Here is an 18,410-nt window from a genome sequence, read left to right on the forward strand (position 1 = left end):
GTTCCAGACCCAGCGGCAGCGATCCCACTCGGCTTCGAGCCGGCGCCTGGCCGTATTCGACAGGCGCACACGGAAGGTGTACCGGGCATGCCCGGTGTCCTTCGCGGTCGCTTCTGTCGTCATGCATCCGAACCTACCCGGGAGGACTGACAGTTGAGAGTTCTCGATCACCGTGGGCGACATCACCGCCGCGCGGGGCCGACACCGGATCGCCCCGACGGCGATCCGGCCATCCCTGCCCTGCCCCGCAGGAGTCCCATTCCTCCCCGGCCTGAAGGCCGGCGCATCCTCGGAGGAACCCGATGAAGGACCTGACCGGCTGAGGGGTCATCCGGGCCGGGGAATGCGCGCCAACGCGTGCACCGCGGCCTCCGCGAGCGCCGGGTACGCGAGGGCTTCGTTCAGCACCGGCCTGGCCCGGTCGTCGCCGAGCGCGCCGAGTCCCTCCACGCAGGCCAGTGCCACCCTCCGGTAGGGATCGTGCGGCCCCAGCCTGCGCCGCAGGGTGGTGATCAACGCGGGCACGGCCTCGGGGGCGCGCAGTTCGACCAGCAGCCGTACGGGGTGCAAGGCGTAGGCGACGCGCAGTTCGTTCGTGGCGAGGGCGGCCGCGGCACGGGCGGTGCGCGGATCGCCGAGGCGGGCCAGGGCATGGGCGGCCGAGGCGCAGCGCGCCAGATCGCGGTGGTTGAGCAACAGGACGAGCGCCTCGAACGCCCGCCGGTCCCCCGCCATGCCCAGCCGGAAGGCGGCAACCTCCCGGGCCCACAGCGGCCGGCCGGGCTCGGCCAGCACGGCGGCCAGCTCGTCGGGGTCGTCGGTCGCCATCAGCCGCTCGTACACCGCGGACCCACCGGCCTCGGTCCGGACACGCTCGGTGAGGGATCGCGACGCTTCGTCCATATCGCCGAGCCTAGGGGCCCTCGCCAAAGCCGGGGACCTGCATCACAAACTCGGGGCTGGCGCGCTCGTTACTCGCGGGTTAAGCTCAATCGAGCGAGTTACCCACTCGTGCGACTCGCAGCGGCCTGGTGACGCAGCCGCTGTGAGGCTGGTCGGTTCGGTACTTCGTGTACTTCGTACGACCCGGCTCCGGGACAGAGCCGGTCGGATCACTTCTACGGGCGTGTGCACGCCCGTGTACGGCACCGGGCGTGTGCGCTCGTCAGCCCGGCAGACACCCGCAACCACCGCACTGTGTGCGCCCGTAGACAGATCCGGGCGCACTCCTCAGTCGTCACCTTCTTTTGGAGTCCGCGATGGCCACTCCCCTGTCCGACACCCCTCTGTCCCCGTTCAAGACCATTGCCGTCGTCGGCCTCGGCACCATGGGCACCGGCATCGCCGAGGTGCTGGCCCGGGCCGGCCGCGAGGTCGTCGGCATCGACATCAGTGAGATCGCGGCCGGCAAGGCCGTCGCCGCCCTGGAGGCCGCCACCGCCCGCGCGGTCGACCGCGGTCGCCTGACCGAGCAGGAACGCGACGACGCCCTCGCCCGTTTCCGGACGTTCACCGACCTGCGGGCCGCGGCCGACGCCGATCTGGTCATCGAAGTGGTGCCCGAGTCGTACGAGATCAAGCAGCAGGTCCTGCGCGCCCTCGACGGCATCGTGCGCCCGGACGCCGTCCTCGCCACCGGTACCAACGCCCTGTCCGTCACGCGTCTCGCGGCCGACTCGGCCCATCCGGAGCGGGTCCTCGGACTCCACTTCTTCAACCCCGCGCCGGCGATGCGGCTGGTCGAGGTCGTCTCCTCCGTGCTGACCGCGCCCGCCGCCGTCACCGCCGTCACCAACCTCGCCCTCGACCTGGGCAAGGAGCCCGTCGCGGTGGGCGACCGGCCCGGATTCGTCGCCGACGGGCTGCTGTTCGGCTACCTCAACCAGGCCGCCGCGATGTACGAGGCCAAGTACGCCTCGCGGGAGGACATCGACGCCGCGATGAAGCTGGGCTGCGGGCTTCCCATGGGCCCGCTCGCCCTGCTCGACCTGATCGGCGTCGACACGGCCCGCACCGTCCTGGAGGCCATGTACGCCGCCTCCCGCGACCGTCTGCACGCTCCCGCGCCGATCCTCCGGCAGCTCAGCGATGCGGGTCTGACGGGCCGTAAGTCGGGGCGCGGCTTCTACACGTACGAGGCTCCCGGCAGCCCGGTCGTCGTCCGCGACGCGCTGACCCCGCTGGACGGCGCGTCCCTGGTGCAGGGCCGTCCCGTCGCCTCGGTCGGCGTCGCCGGTTCGGGCACCATGGCCTCCGGCATTGCCGAGGTCTTCGCCAAGGCCGGGTACGAGGTCGTCCTCGCCGCCCGGACCGAGGAGAAGGCCCAGGCCGCGCGGGCCCGGATCGGCAAGTCGCTGGCTCGCTCGGTCGACAAGGGCCGGATGACCTCCGAGGCGGCCGCCCAGACGCTCGACCGGATCCGGCCGACGGGCTCCTACGACGACTTCGCGGACGTCGACCTGGCCCTGGAGGCGGTCGCCGAGGACCTGGAGATCAAGAGGCAGCTGTTCGCCACGTTCGACAAGGTCTGCAAGCCCGGCGCGATCCTCGCCACCACCACCTCCTCGCTGCCGGTCGTCGCCTGTGCCCGGGCCACCTCGCGCCCGCAGGACGTGATCGGCATGCACTTCTTCAACCCGGCCCCGGCCATGAAGCTGGTCGAGGTGGTCAGTACCGTGCTGACCGCGGACGATGTGCAGGCGACGGTGCGCGAGCTGTGCACCTCGATCAAGAAGCACCCGGTCGACTGCGGCGACCGCGCCGGGTTCATCGTGAACGCCCTGCTGTTCCCGTACCTCAACAACGCGATCAAGATGGTGCAGGAGCACTACGCGTCCCTCGACGACATCGACGCGGCGATGAAGCTGGGCGGCGGCTACCCGATGGGCCCGTTCGAACTGCTCGACGTCGTCGGCCTCGATGTCTCGCTGGCCATCGAGAAGGTGCTGCACCGGGAGTTCCGGGACCCGGGCCTCGCCCCGGCTCCGCTCCTGGAACACCTGGTGGCCGCGGGCTGCCTCGGCCGCAAGACCGGCCGTGGCTTCCGCGAATATGCCAAGCGCTGACCGGCCCGGCGACTGGTTCCGAGGCGGCGCCGACTGGGGCGGACTGCTCGATCCGAACGGCGACCCCCCGCCCGCACAGGGCGGGGGTGACCCCGGACGTGCGCATCATCCTGCACGCATGCAGTACGTTCGGGTCATGTCCCAGCCCGCCAAGTCCTCACGTACACCAGCTGCTCCCGACGCGCCGGAGAGTGCCGCAGGCAGTCGCGCCGCCGCCCAGCGGCTCAAGATGCGCCGGGAGCTGGCGGCCGCGGCGATGGAACTGTTCGCCACGAAAGGGTACGAAGCAACCACCGTCGACGAGATCGCGGCGGCAGCCGGGGTCGCCCGGCGCACCTTCTTCCGCCACTTCCGCTCCAAGGAAGAGGCGATCTTCCCGGACCACGACGACACCCTGGTGCGGGCCGAGGCGGTGCTCAATGCCGCTCCGGCGCACGAGCACCCGCTGGACACCGTGTGCCGCGGCATCAAGGAAGTCATGAAGATGTACGCGGCCCGACCGGAGATCTCCGTGCAGCGCTACAAGCTGACACGGGAGGTGCCGACGCTGCGCGAGGCGGAGATCGCTTCGGTCGCCCGCTACGAGCGGCTCTTCACCCGCTATCTGCTCGGCCACTTCGACGAGCACGCGCACGACGACGACGCGAACGACGATCCGCTGCTGGCGGAGGTCGCCGCGTCGGCGGTGGTCACCGCGCACAACCACGTCCTGCGGCGCTGGCTGCGGGCCGGCGGTCAGGGGGACGTGGAGACCCAGCTCGACCATGCCTTCGCCATTGTGCGCAGGACCTTCGGCACCGGGATCGGGGCCGGGCGCGGGAGTGCGCCGCGCACCGCGCCGGCCGCCGTGGCGACACAGGGCGAGGTGCTGGTGACGGTGGCCAGGACCGACGCACCGCTCGACGAGGTCATGCGGACCATCGAACAGGCACTCAAGGAACACTCCTAGCAGTACCCGGGCCCTCACAAAGCCCTTCGGCGCCCTCCACGGACCGGCGGCGGCATCCGATGCCGCCGCCGGTCCGTTCCTTTTGCCCCTACTCGTCAGTAACTTTGATCGATCATCGCTCATTTGTTGCGTAAAGATTTCATCTGAGAGCAATATCTGGCACCCAGTGCCTTGCGAGGTGACACGCCGTGCCATACGTTGGTCTTGTCCGGGCGGCCGGCGTGCAGAGACCTTTCGTACGCCGGCTGTCCCCGCAAGCCTCCCTCGGTGAGCGCGCCCGGACGCCTGCGTCACAGGCAACTTCTCGCGCCACAAAGCGCTGCCACAGCACCACTGAGCCGAACCGACGGCACACCGCTCACACCAGCAGCAGCACCGACGTATCCCTCAGCGTCTCCCCTCAAGACGCCATTCGCCGGAGGCAACAACGTGAAGGACATCCTGGACGCGATTCAGTCGGGGACGGCCACGTCCGCCGACTTCGCCGCACTCCCGCTCCCCGAGTCGTACCGCGCGGTGACCGTGCACAAGGACGAGACGGAGATGTTCGCCGGGCTCACCACCCGCGACAAGGACCCCCGCAAGTCCATACACGTGGACGATGTCCCGCTGCCCGAGCTCGGCCCGGGCGAGGCCCTGGTGGCCGTCATGGCATCCTCGGTCAACTACAACTCGGTGTGGACCTCGATCTTCGAGCCGCTGCCGACCTTCGGCTTCCTGGAGCGCTACGGCAAGCTCTCCGAGCTCACCAAGCGCCACGACCTGCCGTACCACATCATCGGCTCCGACCTCGCCGGCGTGGTCCTGCGCACCGGCCCCGGCGTCAACGCCTGGCAGCCGGGCGACGAGGTCGTCGCGCACTGCCTCTCGGTGGAACTGGAGTCCTCCGACGGCCACAACGACACGATGCTCGACCCCGAGCAGCGGATCTGGGGCTTCGAGACCAACTTCGGCGGCCTCGCCGAGATCGCGCTCGTCAAGTCCAACCAGCTGATGCCGAAGCCCGGCCACCTCAGCTGGGAGGAGGCCGCCGCCCCGGGCCTGGTCAACTCCACCGCCTACCGGCAGCTCGTCTCCCGCAACGGCGCCCAGATGAAGCAGGGCGACAACGTGCTGATCTGGGGCGCGAGCGGCGGCCTCGGTTCGTACGCGACCCAGTTCGCGCTCGCGGGCGGCGCCAACCCCATCTGTGTCGTCTCCTCGCCGGCCAAGGCGGAGATCTGCCGCTCGATGGGTGCCGAGGCGATCATCGACCGCACCGCCGAGGACTACAAGTTCTGGAAGGACGAGCACACCCAGGACCCGAAGGAGTGGAAGCGCTTCGGCAAGCGCATCCGCGAGCTGACCGGCGGCGAGGACGTCGACATCGTCTTCGAGCACCCCGGCCGCGAGACCTTCGGCGCCTCGGTCTACGTCACCCGCAAGGGCGGCACGATCGTCACCTGCGCATCGACTTCGGGCTACAACCACGAGTACGACAACCGCTACCTGTGGATGTCCCTGAAGCGGATCATCGGCTCGCACTTCGCCAACTACCGCGAGGCCTGGGAGGCCAACCGGCTCATCGCGAAGGGCAAGATCCACCCGACGCTGTCGAAGGTGTACTCGTTGGACGAGACCGGTCAGGCCGCGTTCGACGTGCACCGCAACCTCCACCAGGGCAAGGTCGGCGTGCTGTGCCTCGCCCCCGAGGAGGGCCTGGGCGTGCGCGACGGGGAGATGCGCGCCAAGCACCTCGACGCCATCAACCGCTTCCGGAACATCTGAGGACACCGGAGGTCATAGATGACTGAGCGTCAGAAAGCGCCCGCGGCCGAGGCCGCGCCTGCGTCGAAAGAGCCGCAGGCCCAGAAGAGCAAGGACCGCCCGTGGCTGATGCGCACGTACGCCGGTCACTCCACGGCCGAGGCGTCCAACGAGCTGTACCGGCGCAACCTCGCCAAGGGCCAGACCGGCCTGTCGGTGGCGTTCGACCTGCCGACTCAGACCGGCTACGACTCCGACCACATCCTCGCCCGCGGCGAGGTCGGCCGGGTCGGCGTGCCGATCGCGCACCTCGGTGACATGCGTCGGCTGTTCCAGGACATACCCCTGGAGCAGATGAACACCTCGATGACCATCAACGCCACGGCCATGTGGCTGCTGGCGCTCTACCAGGTCGTCGCGGAGGAGCAGGGCGCGGACATCACCAAGCTCCAGGGCACGACCCAGAACGACATCGTCAAGGAGTACCTGTCGCGCGGTACGCATGTCTTCCCGCCGGGGCCTTCGCTCCGGCTGACGACGGACATGATCGCGTACACGGTCTCCCACATCCCGAAGTGGAACCCGATCAACATCTGCAGCTACCACCTGCAGGAGGCGGGCGCCACGCCGGTGCAGGAGATCGCGTACGCGATGTCCACCGCGATCGCCGTCCTCGACGCGGTGCGCGACAGCGGCCAGGTGCCGCAGGAGCGCATGGGCGATGTCGTCGGCCGTATCTCCTTCTTCGTGAACGCGGGCGTCCGCTTCATCGAGGAGATGTGCAAGATGCGGGCGTTCGGCCGCATCTGGGACCGGATCACTCGTGAGCGGTACGGCATCCAGGACCCCAAGCACCGCCGCTTCCGCTACGGCGTCCAGGTCAACTCCCTGGGCCTGACGGAGGCACAGCCGGAGAACAACGTCCAGCGGATCGTGCTGGAGATGCTGGCGGTGACCCTCTCCAAGGACGCACGCGCGCGTGCCGTGCAGCTCCCGGCCTGGAACGAGGCGCTGGGCCTGCCCCGGCCCTGGGACCAGCAGTGGTCGCTGCGCATCCAGCAAGTACTCGCGCACGAGAGCGACCTGCTGGAGTACGAGGACATCTTCGAGGGCTCGAAGGTCATCGAGGCCAAGGTCGGCGAACTGGTCGAGGAGTCGTTCGCCGAGATCGAGCGGATCCAGGAGATGGGCGGCGCGATGGCCGCCGTCGAGTCGGGCTACCTCAAGTCGCAGCTCGTCGCCTCGCACGCCGAGCGCAGGGCTCGTATCGAGGGCGGCCAGGAGAAGATCATCGGCGTCAATATCTTCGAGACGACCGAGCCCAACCCGCTGACGGCCGACCTGGACACCGCGATCCAGACGGTCGACCCGGCAGTCGAGGCACGCGTCATCGCCTCCCTCCAGCACTGGCGCGACACCCGCTACCAGCCGCCGTTCAACCACCCCCGCCCCTGCAAGGCGCTGGAGCGGCTGAAGGAGGCGGCCAAGGGCAGCGAGAACCTGATGGAGGCCACCCTGGAGTGTGCCCGCGCCGGGGTCACGACCGGGGAGTGGGCCGGCGCACTGCGCGAGGTGTTCGGCGAGTTCCGCGCACCGACCGGCGTGTCGTCCGCCCCGGTCGCGGTGGCCGCCGAGGAGGGCACGGCGCTGGCCCAGGTGCGCCGCAAGGTGGATCTGACGGCCCAGGACCTCGGCATCGGCAAGCTCCGCTTCCTGGTGGGCAAGCCGGGCCTGGACGGGCACTCCAACGGCGCCGAGCAGATCGCCGTACGGGCCCGCGACGCCGGGTTCGAGGTGGTCTACCAGGGCATCAGGCTGACGCCCGAACAGATAGTGGACGCCGCCCTCGCGGAGGACGTGCACGCGGTGGGCCTGTCCATCCTCTCCGGCTCCCACGCGCAGTTGGTGCCGGACGTGCTGGACCGGCTGCGCGAGGCCGGCGCCACCGACATTCCGGTGATCGCGGGCGGAATCATTCCCAGCGCCGACGCCGAGCAGCTCAGGGCCGCTGGAGTGGCCGCGGTCTTCACCCCGAAGGACTTCGACATCACCGGAATCATCGGCCGTATCGTCGACGAGATCCGGAAAGCGAACAAGCTCGACCCTCTGGAGGTCCCCGCATGACAACCCCTGTCAACCGCCTTCGTCCGCGGCGCTCCTGCCTGGCGGTACCGGGCTCGAACCCCCGCTTCCTGGAGAAGGCGCAGGGCCTCCCCGCCGACCAGGTCTTCCTCGACCTGGAGGACGCGTGCGCGCCGCTGGCCAAGCCCGAGGCGCGGCACACCATCGTCAAGTTCCTCAACGAGGGCGACTGGACGGGCAAGACGCGGGTCGTGCGGGTCAACGACTGGACGACCGAGTGGACGTACCGCGACGTCGTGACGGTGGTCGAGGGCGCGGGTCCGAACCTGGACTGCATCATGCTGCCGAAGGTGCAGGACGCCCAGCAGATCGTGGCGCTCGACCTGCTGCTGACCCAGATCGAGAAGACCATGGGCTTCGAGGTCGGCCGGATCGGCATCGAGGCGCAGATCGAGAACGCTCAGGGCCTCAACAACGTCAATGAGATCGCCCAGGCCTCCTCGCGTATCGAGACGATCATCTTCGGCCCGGCCGACTTCATGGCGTCGATCAACATGAAGTCGCTGGTCGTGGGCGAGCAGCCGCCCGGCTACCCGGCGGACGCCTACCACTACATCCTGATGAAGATCCTCATGGCCGCCCGCGCCAACAACCTCCAGGCGATCGACGGCCCCTACCTGCAGATCCGCAACGTCGACGGCTTCCGCGAGGTGGCGGGTCGTGCCGCCGCACTCGGCTTCGACGGCAAGTGGGTGCTCCACCCGGGTCAGGTGGACGCCGCCAACGAGGTGTTCTCGCCGGCCCAGGAGGACTACGACCACGCCGAGCTGATCCTGGACGCGTACGACTACTACACGTCCGAGGCGGGTGGCAAGAAGGGTTCGGCGATGCTCGGCGACGAGATGATCGACGAGGCCAGCCGCAAGATGGCCCTGGTCATCGCGGGCAAGGGACGCGCAGCCGGCATGCAGCGCACCAGCACGTTCGAGATCCCGGAGGCCTGAGCGCCATGCAGTTCGGACGCACCTACGAGGAGTTCGAGGTCGGGGCGACGTACAAGCACTGGCCGGGCAAGACGGTCACGGAGTACGACGACCACCTGTTCTGTCTCCTCACCATGAACCACCACCCGCTCCACATGGACACGAACTATGCGGAGAAGACGACGGACTTCGGCCAGAACGTCGTCGTCGGCAACTACATCTACTCGCTGCTGCTCGGCATGTCCGTCCCGGACATCTCCGGCAAGGCGATCGCCAACCTGGAGATCGAGTCGCTCAAGCACGTGGCGCCGACGTTCCACGGCGACACGATCTACGGCGAGACCACCGTGCTGGACAAGTGGCCGTCGAAGTCGAAGAACGACCGCGGCATCGTCCACGTCGAGACCAAGGGCTACAAGCAGGACGGCACGCTGGTGTGCGTGTTCCGCCGCAAGGTGATGGTCCCCACCGAGACGTACATCAAGGAGCGCGGCGGCGAGCAGCCCGGCCGCCCGGAGCTCAAGTCCCAGGAGAAGTGATGAGTCGCCTCGCCCAGACCCACGGTCTGACAGACGTCCAGCAGGAGATCCTCTCCACCGTCCGCGACTTCGTGGACAAGGAGATCATCCCCGTCGCGACCGAGCTGGAGCACCGCGACGAGTACCCGCAGCAGATCGTCGACGGCCTCAAGGAGCTGGGGCTGTTCGGTCTGATGATCCCCGAGGAGTACGGGGGCCTGGGCGAGTCGCTGCTGACCTACGCGCTGTGCGTGGAGGAGATCGCCCGCGGCTGGATGTCGGTCTCCGGCATCATCAACACGCACTTCATCGTGGCGTACATGCTCAAGCAGCACGGCACCGAGGAGCAGAAGGACCACTTCCTTCCGAAGATGGCCCTCGGCGAGATCCGCGGTGCCTTCTCGATGTCCGAGCCCGGCCTCGGCTCCGATGTGTCGGCGATCACGTCCAAGGCGGTGAAGGACGGCGAGGAGTACGTCCTGAACGGCCAGAAGATGTGGCTGACGAACGGCGGCACGTCCACGCTCGTCGCCGTGCTCGTCCGGAGTGACGAAGGACACCCCGAGGGCACCGCGCCCCACAAGTCGATGACGACCTTCCTGGTCGAGAAGGAGCCCGGCTTCGGCGAGGTCCGCCCCGGCCTCACCATCCCCGGCAAGATCGACAAGATGGGTTACAAGGGTGTCGACACCACGGAACTGATCATGGACGGACTGCGCATTCCGGCCGACCGGGTGCTCGGCGGGGTCACCGGCCGCGGGTTTTACCAAATGATGGACGGCGTCGAGGTCGGCCGGGTAAACGTCGCGGCGCGTGGCTGCGGCGTCGCTCAGCGTGCCTTCGAGCTCGGCGTCGCGTACGCCCAGCAGCGACACACCTTCGGCAAGCCGATCGCCCAGCATCAGGCCATTCAGTTCAAACTGGCGGAAATGGCCACCAAGGTCGAAGCCGCGCATGCCATGATGGTGAACGCGGCACGCAAAAAGGACTCCGGGGAGCGAAACGACCTCGAGGCGGGCATGGCGAAGTACCTGGCCTCCGAGTACTGCAAGGAGGTCGTGGAGGACGCCTTCCGGATCCACGGCGGCTACGGCTTCTCGAAGGAGTACGAGATCGAGAGGCTCTACCGCGAGGCCCCGATGCTGCTGATCGGCGAGGGTACCGCCGAGATCCAGAAAATGATCATCGGCCGCCGACTGCTCGAAGAGTATCGACTCCAGGGCTAGATATCCTGATACGGGGTGTTTTCTTCGCGAAGAAGATCACACCCCGTCAACCTCCTTCGGCCGCCGACTCGGCTTCCTGGCTTGCCCAGTTGCGGTCCGCGACCGGTACGATCGCCGGAAAGCCGCCGTCCCCCGTTGAAGCGCGGCATCATCCGCTACGAAGGTCATCCATGCCCCACAGCCAAACCTCTGCACCACGGGACAGCCTTGTCAGCGTACGCCTCGCGCGCGGAGCATCGCCGTGGCTTCTCCCGACCGTTGCCACCGCAGCGCTCAGCCTGGCCCGTGCACGCCGCTCCGGCGCTGCCAGGGCCGTGGCCGTGCCCGCCACCGCCCTCGCGGCGGGCATGCTGTGGTTCTTCCGCGACCCCGAGCGCGAGATCGCTCAGGGCCGGGTCATCTCGCCCGCCGACGGTGTGGTGCAGAGCATCATGCCGTGGAAGGACGGACGCACCCGCGTCGCGATCTTCATGAGCCCGCTCAACGTCCACGTGAACCGCGCGCCGCTGGCCGGCACCGTCACGTCGGTCGAGCACGTCCCTGGCGGCTTTGTTCCCGCTTTCAACAAGGAGAGCGAGAACAACGAGCGCGTAGTCTGGCACTTCGACACCGAACTCGGCGACATCGAGATGATCCAGATCGCCGGCGCGGTGGCCCGCCGTATCGTCCCCTACATCCCGCAGGGCACGAAGGTCGAGCAGGGCGACCGCATCGGTCTGATCCGCTTCGGCTCGCGCGTCGACCTCTACCTGCCCGAGGGCGTGGAGGTCGCGGTCGAGGTCGGGCAGAAGACCGTGGCTGGGGTGACTCGTCTTGACCGTGATTGATCCCGATACCAAGTCCGACTGGGTGCCGGAGGCCGACGAGGTGTCCGACGAGGAGGAGATGCCGCTCTCACTCCGCCTCTCGATAGCGGACACCCTCACCCTAGGCAACGCCACCTGCGGGTTCATGGCGGTGTACTTCACCACCACCGGCATCCTGATCCCGCACCTGACGGGCGACGACCAGTCGGCGGGCATGGCCCGGCACAGCGCTGCCACGGCCGTGATCCTTATGCTCTGCGCCGCGGTCTTCGACCTGTTCGACGGCCTGGTGGCGAGGAAGCTGCGCTCCTCCCCCATGGGCGCCGAACTCGACAACCTCTCCGATCTGATCAGCTTCGGTCTGGCTCCGGCCTACTTCGTCCTGGTCTACGGCATGGTCGCCGACGACGCGCACCAGAGAGTGGCCGCGGTCGGGGCGATCGTGGTGCTGCTCGCGGTCGTGCTTCGGCTCGCGCGCTTCTCGTGTGTGACACCGACGAACGGCATGTTCCAGGGCATGCCCTCACCGTTCGGTGCGCTCACGGTGGTCTCCATCGTCCTGCTGGAGCTGCCCTTCTTCGCCACGCTCCTGGCGATCCTGGGCACGGCGTGGCTGATGGTGAGCCGGGTGGAGTACCCGAAGCCGCGCGGCCGTCTCGCGGTGGCCATGCTGTTCTGGATCGTGCTGTCGATGGGCCTCCTGGTGGCCTGGGCCTTCGACGCGCCGAGCGGCCAGCTCCTGCTCCAGACGGGCTGCGCGCTGCAGCTGGTCATGGGGGCGGTCATCCCGCTCTTCGCGACCGCTCGCCGCGTGAACAACTTCCGCGACAACCGCCGAGAGGCGCGTGCGGCGCAGCTCCCGTAGCACTGCGCTCGTCGTGTACGAGGGCCCCGGACCCGGATGGGTTCGGGGCCCTTCGCTTTGTGGCCGCGCCCGGAAGCGGTCGCCCCCAGCGGGGGCCGGGGCCCGTCCGGGCTCGGCTCAGCTCAGGAAGTCGCGCGCGATCCGCTCCGCCACCCGCTCCAGAATCGGTCCCGCATCCGCGATGCACCTCGCGACATCCGGTTCGACCTCGGTCAGCGGGTACGCGCGCCGGATCCCGGCCCCCGCCAGCGCTTCCCTGGGCAGCGCCAGCCGGCCGCACACCGCGACCACCTCCTTGCCGGCGGCCCGCGCGGCCGCAGCGACCCCCGCCGGCGCCTTGCCGTGCAGTGTCTGCCGATCCAGCGACCCCTCGCCCGTGATCACCAGCGAGGCCCGCTCGAGCGCCGGAGCGAAGCCCAGGACGTCCAGCATGACCTCGATACCGGGCCGGAAACGCGCACCCAGCACCAGCGCCCCGAACCCGATACCGCCCGCGGCTCCGGCCCCCGGCGAGGTGGCGTACTCCGCCGTCCCGGGACCCGTCGCCTCCCCCAGCACCTTGGCGTAGTGCGCGAGCGCCGCGTCCAGCACCGCCACGTCCTCCGGCGAGGCACCCTTCTGCGGCCCGTAGACCGCCGCCGCGCCCTTCGGCCCGGTCAGCGGATTGTCGACATCGCTCGCCAGCACCAGGTCCACCGAGGACAGCCGCCGGTCAAGCCCGGACAGATCGGCTCGGGCGAGGGCGGCCAGTCCGCCGCCGCCCGGCGTCACCGGCTCCCCGTCCACGTCCAGGAACCGCGCCCCGAGCGCGGACAGCATCCCCGCGCCCCCGTCCGTCGTCGCGCTGCCGCCGACCCCGAACACGATCGTGCGCGCCCCGGCGTCGAGCGCGGCGCGCAGCAGTTCCCCGGAGCCGTACGTGGACGCGGTCAGCGGCGCATACACCCCGGCCGGCAGCCGCTGCAGCCCGCTGGCCTCGGCCATCTCCACGACCGCGGTGTCGCCGCGCAGCGCGAACGCGGCCGTCACCTCATGGCCGAGCGGCCCCGCAACCCATACCTCACGCCGCTCGAACCCGGCCGCGACAGCCGCGTCCACGGTGCCGTCGCCCCCGTCGGCCACGGGCAGCGCCTCGATCTCCAGCCCCGGCACCACTCTGCGCAGTCCCGTCGCGACCCGCTCCGCAACCTGTACGGCCGTCAGTGAGCCCTTGAACTTGTCAGCGGCGATGAGCACCCGATGTGCCGTCCGAGTGCCTTTCACAGCAGCGTCCGCCACCCGCATTCCCCTTGCTCTTCGAGCCTTGCGCATGTCAAGGCAGTCGCGCCACTGCGACCTTAACCAACGGGCGCGCCGGCCGCCATGCCCCGTCCGGCCCCCGGGACCCCGCGCAAGGGCCTGTGGAAATGGGTAGACCTTCAGCCATGACCCCTGAGGGCATCGAGCTCGCCGACCGCATCCTCGGAGGCTGGCTCGGCCGGATCGCGGGCAACATGCTCGGCAAGCCGGTCGAGCAGGGCGACCTGTGGACGCGGGAGCGCATCGACCGCTACCTGCGGCAGGCCTCGGCCCTGCCGCTCACCGACTACCTGCCGGAGCCCGCCACCGAGAGCGACGGCTTCGAGTTGCGGCCGGAGTGGCGCCAGTGTGTACGCGGCCGCATCCACGGAAGCTGCCGCGACGACGACGTCGACTACGCGATCCTCGGCCTCGACCTGCTCGAGACGCACGGCTTCGGCTTCGGCACCGAGCAGGTGGGCGACCTGTGGCTGCTGCGGCTGCCGTATCTGCAGACGTTCACGGCCGAGCGGGCCGCCTACCGCAACCTCGCCAACGGACTGAAACCCCCGCTCACGGCCACGTACGACAACCCCTACCAGGAGTGGATCGGCGCCCTGATCCGCGCCGACGTCTACGGCTGGACCCGCCCCGGCGTCCCCTACCAGGCCGCCTCACTGGCGCGCCGGGACGCCGTCCTGTCCCACACCGGCAACGGCGTGTACGGCGCGATGTGGGCGGCCGCGCTGATCTCGGCGGCGTTCACCGCGCCCACGGTCCGGCACGCGCTGGACTCCGCGCTGACCGTGATCCCGGCCGGCAGCCGCCTCGCCCGCACCGTGCGCCGGGTCGTCTCGCTCCACGAGACCCGGCTGAGCTGGGAGGAGACGCTAGACACGGTCGCCGAGGAGACGGCCGGACTCGGCTGGATCCACACCGTCCCCAACGCCGCGGTACTCACGGCCGGGCTTCTGTACGGCGACGGCGACTTCACCCGCACGATCACGCTGACCGTCCGGGGCGGCCTGGACACCGACTCCAACGGCGCCACCGCCGGCTCGGTAGCCGGAGTCCTCACCGGGGCGCAGGCCATCCCCGCGCAATGGAAGGACCCCCTCGAGGACACGGTGCGCAGCGCGGTCTTCGGCTTCGACTGCGTAAGTATCAGCGAACTGGCGGACCGAACGCTGCGCCTCGCGCACACGGAATCGCGGTGAGCCGCCGGCCGTCGGGGGACCGGGCGGGACGTCCACGGCGGCTCGATACGCTTCATCAATGAGCACTCCAGACTTCGCCACATACATCGCGGGCCTCCCCCGCGTCCTCGCCGGGGCCGCCGTACTGTTCCAGGACGGCGCGGGGCGGGTGCTGCTCGTCGAGCCCAACTACCGCGAGGGCTGGGCGCTGCCGGGCGGCACCATCGAGTCGGACGACGGCGAGACCCCGCGCCAGGGCGCGCGCCGCGAGACGCTGGAGGAGATCGGTCTCGACATCGAGCTCGGCCGGCTGCTCGCCGTGGACTGGGTGCACTTCACGGGACGCCCGCCGCTGGTCGCGTACCTCTACGACGGCGGAGTCCTCGACGAAGAGGCTCTCAAGGCGATCCGCCTTCAGGAAGAGGAGCTGCTGTCCTGGCGCCTCGTGCCGCGCGAGGAACTCACCGAGTATCTGCCCGGCACCCTGGGCCGCCGTGTGCTGGCCGCACTGGACGTCCTCGCCGCCGGCCCGGGCACGGCGGAACTGGAGAACGGCCACCGGGTCGGCTGACCCGTCCCGCCCTTCCTCCGCGGAGCGCCGATATCCGTTCGCCGCCCCGCGGCGGTCCGCCCTACGCTCGGTCCCATGACCAAGCCCCGCGTCGCGATCCTCAGTGGTGCCGGTATCTCGACGGATTCCGGGATCCCCGACTACCGCGGGCCCAACGGCCTGTGGCGGAAGGACCCCGAAGCCGAGAAGCTCGTGACGTACGAGTACTACATGGGCGATCCCGAGATCCGGCGGCGCTCTTGGCAGATGCGGCGCAAGAACCGCACACTCAAGGCCGAGCCCAACGCCGCGCACCGCGCCGTGGCCGAGCTGGAGCACTCCGGGGTGCCCGTGCGGGTCATCACGCAGAACGTCGACGGGCTCCACCAGCTCGCCGGAATGCCCGCCCGCAAGGTCCTGGAACTGCACGGCAGCGCCCGCAGCTTCGTGTGCACGAATTGTCATGCCCGCGGCCCCATGGAGGACGCCCTCGCCCGCGTCGAGGCTGGCGAGGAGGACCCGCCCTGCCTGAACTGCGGCGGCATCCTCAAATCGGCCACCGTGATGTTCGGTGAACGACTCGACCCGGTCGTGCTCGGCGAGGCCGTCGCCATCACCAAGGCGTGCCAGGTGTTCATCGCCGTCGGCAGCAGCCTGCAGGTGCAGCCCGCCGCCGGGCTCGCGGGCGTGGCGGCCGACCACGGAGCCCGCCTGATCATCGTCAACGCGGAGCCGACACCGTACGACGACCGCGCCGAGGAGATCGTCCGCGAGCCGATCGGCGCCGCGCTGCCCGAACTACTGCGCGGCCTGACCGCCGCGAGCGGCCAGGGCTGACCGCGGCCCCGAGCCGTCCGTGGTCGCCGAGCGTCTCGACCCCGCCCCGTCGCCGCTGCTCGGGGGGCGGGGTCTCTCCCGGGGGGCCGGAGACGTCGCAGGCCAGCATGGGGTGGCTCGCGCTGGGGCCCGCCAGGTCACCCCGTGTCAGTCCGCGCCCGCCAGCGCGGCGCCGGGGTCCGAGAACGCGCCCGCCTGCTTGCGGTACGCGCCGGGCGACATTCCCGTGACGCGCTTGAAGGCCACGCTGAGTGCGCTCTCCGACCCGTATCCGACCGAGTGCGCGATGAGGGCGACCGTGTCGGTGCTCGCCCGCAGCTGCCGGGAGGCGAGTTCGATCCGCCAGCGGGTCAGGTACTCCAGCGGTCCCTGCCCGACCGTCTCCTTGAAGCGCGCCGCCAGCGTGGACCGCGACACGGCGCTCGCTTGCGCCAGTTCGGCCACCGTCCAGGAACGCACCGGGTCTTCGTGCATCGACGCCAGCGCCGCGGCCACCACGGGGTCGGCGAGGCCGGACAGCCACCCCGACACCGCGTGCGGCTGACGGGCGAGGTGCAGCCGCAGAACGTGGATGAGCATGACGACGGCGAGGTGCTCGGCGACCAGCGTCGAGGCCGGCGGCCTGTGGTGCAGTTCCTGTTCGATGGCGGTCAGCGCCCACTCCACGGCATCCGCCTGCTCGGTTCCCGCGGGCACGTGGACGACCGGGGGCAGCCCGTCCAGCAGCAGCTCCTGCGCCCGCTCGCCAAAGGAGAAGCGGCCGCCGATCAGGTACACATCGTCACCGGTACCGACCCGCGCGACGCCGCCCGTCGCCCTCGCGAAGACGGGGCCGGCGTCCACCGCGGTGGCCTCGGGGTCACTGCTCAGGGTGAAGCGCAGCGGGCGAGTGAGCAGGTAGCAGTCGCCGGCCACCAGCTCGATCGGTTCCGGGAGCCCGTCGACCTCCAGCCGGCACCGTCCGCGTCTGACGGCGTTGAACTTCACGCCGGAGGGTGGGGCGAACCGCACGGCCCAGCGCCCTCCCGCCGCCAGGGCGGTCGACAGATGGCTGCGCGTCTCCAGGAGGGCCAGCACGTCCTCCAGTGGATCCATGAGCACCTCCTCTGGACGATGGCTGAAGAAGTTCGGACGACAAGTTATACATCGTCCAGCGGTGCGGTCCTACGGTGAGTGGCGTACGTGACATCGCACCTCAGGAAAGACTGCCCGTGAACGCCGAATCCCGACTCACCACCCCCTTCCACTCCCACGCCACGGCCGCCGAGGTGATCGACGGTGTGGACCTCACCGGACGCCGCGCCGTGGTCACCGGCGGCGCCTCCGGTATCGGTACCGAGACGGTCCGGGCCCTCGCCGTCGCCGGCGCGGAGGTCACCGTGGCCACCCGTCGTCCGGAGACCGCCGAACCGCTGGTCCGTGAACTCGCTGCCGCCCCTGGTGCCGGATCCGTGCGGGCCGAGGCGCTCGACCTGGCGGACATCGACTCCGCCCTGGCCTTCGCGCGGGCGTGGCGCGGTCCGCTGGACATCCTCGTGGCCAACGCCGGGATCATGGCGCTTCCCACGCGACAGGTCAGCGCAGAGGGCTGGGAGCTGCAACTCGCCACCAACTTCCTCGGTCACTTCGCCCTCGCCGACGCCCTCCACCCCGCGCTGCGCGCGTCGGGCTCGGCGCGCGTCGTGGTCGTCAGTTCCGGGGCCCACCTGAACTCGCCCTTCGACTTCGACGACCCGCACTTCGAGCGGCGTCCGTACGACCCCTGGGTGGCCTACGGACAGTCCAAGACGGCCGATGTGCTCCTCGCCGTGGGTGCCCGCCGGTGGGCGGACGACGGCATCACGGCCAATGCGGTCGCCCCCGGATACATCCTCACCAACCTCCAGCGCCATCTCGACGACGACACCATGCGCTCGTTCGGCGTGATGGACGACGAGGGGAACCTGACTCCGCTGCCGTACTACAAGACCCCGGCCCAGGGCGCCGCGACATCCGTGCTGCTGGCCGCATCGCCGCTGGTCAAGGGCGTGACCGGCCGCTACTTCGAGGACAACCAGGAGGCACCGGTCGTATCGGACGGCGACAACCGGCCCAGCCGGGTGGCCGCTCACGCCCTCGACCAGCAGGCGGCGGACCGGCTGTGGGACCAGGCCGCCGACGCCGTACGCCGCTGACGTCCGCCCGCGGCGAGCGGAGCCGGTGAGGCGGCGGTGCCGGGCGTGAGTGCAGGCCCAGGCAGGGTCATACGCTGCCGTAGGCAGCTGGGGTACGCGTTTGCGGCCCGTGTCGTCGAGTCGGTAAGGGACCTC

At 69.9% G+C, this 18,410-nt stretch carries 16 protein-coding genes; 13 read left to right on the forward strand and 3 right to left on the reverse strand.

Going from position 1 to position 18,410, the window contains the following annotated elements; genetic code table 11:
- Positions 1–327 precede the first annotated feature (327 nt).
- Entirely contained in the window at positions 328–903 is a 576-nt protein-coding gene (locus ACWDA7_RS39520; protein WP_450611182.1) for an adenylosuccinate lyase, read from the reverse strand.
- 356 nt (positions 904–1,259) lie between these two features.
- Here ACWDA7_RS39520 and ACWDA7_RS39525 point away from each other — a divergent pair, with 356 nt between their 5' ends.
- The 9 genes from ACWDA7_RS39525 (at position 1,260) to pssA (ending at position 12,240) form a co-directional block, all read left to right on the forward strand.
- Positions 1,260–3,065 (forward strand): 3-hydroxybutyryl-CoA dehydrogenase, encoded by a 1,806-nt coding sequence (locus tag ACWDA7_RS39525; protein ID WP_432934457.1) that lies wholly within the window; start codon positions 1,260–1,262, stop codon positions 3,063–3,065.
- A 118-nt stretch (positions 3,066–3,183) separates the two neighbouring features.
- A complete protein-coding gene (locus tag ACWDA7_RS39530) occupies positions 3,184–4,014 on the forward strand; it encodes a TetR family transcriptional regulator (protein ID WP_450611185.1) in 831 nt (276 codons plus the stop codon).
- Positions 4,015–4,443: 429 nt separating this feature from the next.
- A complete protein-coding gene (gene ccrA / locus ACWDA7_RS39535; protein ID WP_360994485.1) occupies positions 4,444–5,781 on the forward strand; it encodes a crotonyl-CoA carboxylase/reductase in 1,338 nt (445 codons plus the stop codon).
- Between the two features lie 18 nt (positions 5,782–5,799).
- Positions 5,800–7,884: a protein meaA gene (locus ACWDA7_RS39540; protein ID WP_450611188.1), complete on the forward strand. Its 2,085-nt coding sequence runs from the start codon at positions 5,800–5,802 to the stop codon at positions 7,882–7,884.
- Positions 7,881–8,846, forward strand: coding sequence for an HpcH/HpaI aldolase/citrate lyase family protein (locus ACWDA7_RS39545; protein WP_450611190.1), 966 nt, complete (start codon positions 7,881–7,883; stop codon positions 8,844–8,846). Before ACWDA7_RS39540 ends, ACWDA7_RS39545 begins: the two co-directional genes overlap by 4 nt.
- Before the next feature lie 5 nt (positions 8,847–8,851).
- Positions 8,852–9,364, forward strand: coding sequence for a MaoC family dehydratase (locus ACWDA7_RS39550; protein ID WP_359398178.1), 513 nt, complete (start codon positions 8,852–8,854; stop codon positions 9,362–9,364).
- Positions 9,364–10,569, forward strand: coding sequence for an acyl-CoA dehydrogenase family protein (locus tag ACWDA7_RS39555; RefSeq protein WP_450611192.1), 1,206 nt, complete (start codon positions 9,364–9,366; stop codon positions 10,567–10,569). Before ACWDA7_RS39550 ends, ACWDA7_RS39555 begins: the two co-directional genes overlap by 1 nt.
- 170 nt (positions 10,570–10,739) lie before the next feature.
- Positions 10,740–11,396, forward strand: a complete 657-nt coding sequence (locus ACWDA7_RS39560; RefSeq protein WP_432939673.1) for a phosphatidylserine decarboxylase — start codon at positions 10,740–10,742, stop codon at positions 11,394–11,396.
- A gap of 22 nt (positions 11,397–11,418) precedes the next feature.
- Positions 11,419–12,240 carry a CDP-diacylglycerol--serine O-phosphatidyltransferase gene (pssA, locus tag ACWDA7_RS39565; RefSeq protein ID WP_450611205.1) on the forward strand — a complete coding sequence of 274 codons (822 nt, stop codon included), beginning with the start codon at positions 11,419–11,421 and terminating at the stop codon, positions 12,238–12,240.
- Positions 12,241–12,357: 117 nt separating this feature from the next.
- Here pssA and ACWDA7_RS39570 read toward each other — a convergent pair whose 3' ends face one another.
- Positions 12,358–13,524 (reverse strand): glycerate kinase, encoded by a 1,167-nt coding sequence (locus ACWDA7_RS39570; RefSeq protein WP_450611194.1) that lies wholly within the window; start codon positions 13,522–13,524, stop codon positions 12,358–12,360.
- 140 nt (positions 13,525–13,664) lie between these two features.
- On the opposite strand from ACWDA7_RS39570, the gene ACWDA7_RS39575 reads away from it, so the two are divergent.
- The 3 genes from ACWDA7_RS39575 to ACWDA7_RS39585 all read left to right on the forward strand — a co-directional run bounded on the left by ACWDA7_RS39575 (position 13,665) and on the right by ACWDA7_RS39585 (position 16,101).
- Complete coding sequence (locus ACWDA7_RS39575; RefSeq protein ID WP_450611196.1) at positions 13,665–14,735, forward strand: ADP-ribosylglycohydrolase family protein; 1,071 nt, start codon at positions 13,665–13,667, stop codon at positions 14,733–14,735.
- A gap of 58 nt (positions 14,736–14,793) precedes the next feature.
- Positions 14,794–15,285 (forward strand): NUDIX domain-containing protein, encoded by a 492-nt coding sequence (locus ACWDA7_RS39580; RefSeq protein WP_450611198.1) that lies wholly within the window; start codon positions 14,794–14,796, stop codon positions 15,283–15,285.
- Positions 15,286–15,360: 75 nt separating this feature from the next.
- A complete protein-coding gene (locus ACWDA7_RS39585; protein WP_450611200.1) occupies positions 15,361–16,101 on the forward strand; it encodes an SIR2 family NAD-dependent protein deacylase in 741 nt (246 codons plus the stop codon).
- Between the two features lie 147 nt (positions 16,102–16,248).
- On the opposite strand, the gene ACWDA7_RS39590 is transcribed toward ACWDA7_RS39585, so the two are convergent.
- Positions 16,249–17,196 (reverse strand): AraC family transcriptional regulator, encoded by a 948-nt coding sequence (locus ACWDA7_RS39590; protein WP_450611201.1) that lies wholly within the window; start codon positions 17,194–17,196, stop codon positions 16,249–16,251.
- 116 nt (positions 17,197–17,312) lie between these two features.
- Here ACWDA7_RS39590 and ACWDA7_RS39595 point away from each other — a divergent pair, with 116 nt between their 5' ends.
- Positions 17,313–18,275, forward strand: coding sequence for an SDR family NAD(P)-dependent oxidoreductase (locus tag ACWDA7_RS39595; RefSeq protein WP_450611203.1), 963 nt, complete (start codon positions 17,313–17,315; stop codon positions 18,273–18,275).
- Positions 18,276–18,410 lie beyond the last annotated feature (135 nt).

The sequence above is a fragment of the Streptomyces sp. NPDC001156 genome, assembly GCF_053598275.1.

Excerpts from the sequence above, each read along its gene's own strand:
- ACWDA7_RS39570 (WP_450611194.1), bottom strand. The coding sequence starts at position 13,524 with ATGCGGGTGGCGGACGCTGCTGTGAAAGGCACTCGGACGGCACATCGG.
- ACWDA7_RS39530 (WP_450611185.1), top strand. The coding sequence starts at position 3,184 with ATGCAGTACGTTCGGGTCATGTCCCAGCCCGCCAAGTCCTCACGTACA.
- ACWDA7_RS39520 (WP_450611182.1), bottom strand. The coding sequence starts at position 903 with ATGGACGAAGCGTCGCGATCCCTCACCGAGCGTGTCCGGACCGAGGCC.
- ACWDA7_RS39555 (WP_450611192.1), top strand. The coding sequence starts at position 9,364 with ATGAGTCGCCTCGCCCAGACCCACGGTCTGACAGACGTCCAGCAGGAG.
- ACWDA7_RS39575 (WP_450611196.1), top strand. The coding sequence starts at position 13,665 with ATGACCCCTGAGGGCATCGAGCTCGCCGACCGCATCCTCGGAGGCTGG.
- ACWDA7_RS39560 (WP_432939673.1), top strand. The coding sequence starts at position 10,740 with ATGCCCCACAGCCAAACCTCTGCACCACGGGACAGCCTTGTCAGCGTA.
- ACWDA7_RS39525 (WP_432934457.1), top strand. The coding sequence starts at position 1,260 with ATGGCCACTCCCCTGTCCGACACCCCTCTGTCCCCGTTCAAGACCATT.
- ACWDA7_RS39585 (WP_450611200.1), top strand. The coding sequence starts at position 15,361 with ATGACCAAGCCCCGCGTCGCGATCCTCAGTGGTGCCGGTATCTCGACG.
- ACWDA7_RS39550 (WP_359398178.1), top strand. The coding sequence starts at position 8,852 with ATGCAGTTCGGACGCACCTACGAGGAGTTCGAGGTCGGGGCGACGTAC.
- ACWDA7_RS39580 (WP_450611198.1), top strand. The coding sequence starts at position 14,794 with ATGAGCACTCCAGACTTCGCCACATACATCGCGGGCCTCCCCCGCGTC.
- ACWDA7_RS39540 (WP_450611188.1), top strand. The coding sequence starts at position 5,800 with ATGACTGAGCGTCAGAAAGCGCCCGCGGCCGAGGCCGCGCCTGCGTCG.
- ACWDA7_RS39590 (WP_450611201.1), bottom strand. The coding sequence starts at position 17,196 with ATGGATCCACTGGAGGACGTGCTGGCCCTCCTGGAGACGCGCAGCCAT.
- ACWDA7_RS39545 (WP_450611190.1), top strand. The coding sequence starts at position 7,881 with ATGACAACCCCTGTCAACCGCCTTCGTCCGCGGCGCTCCTGCCTGGCG.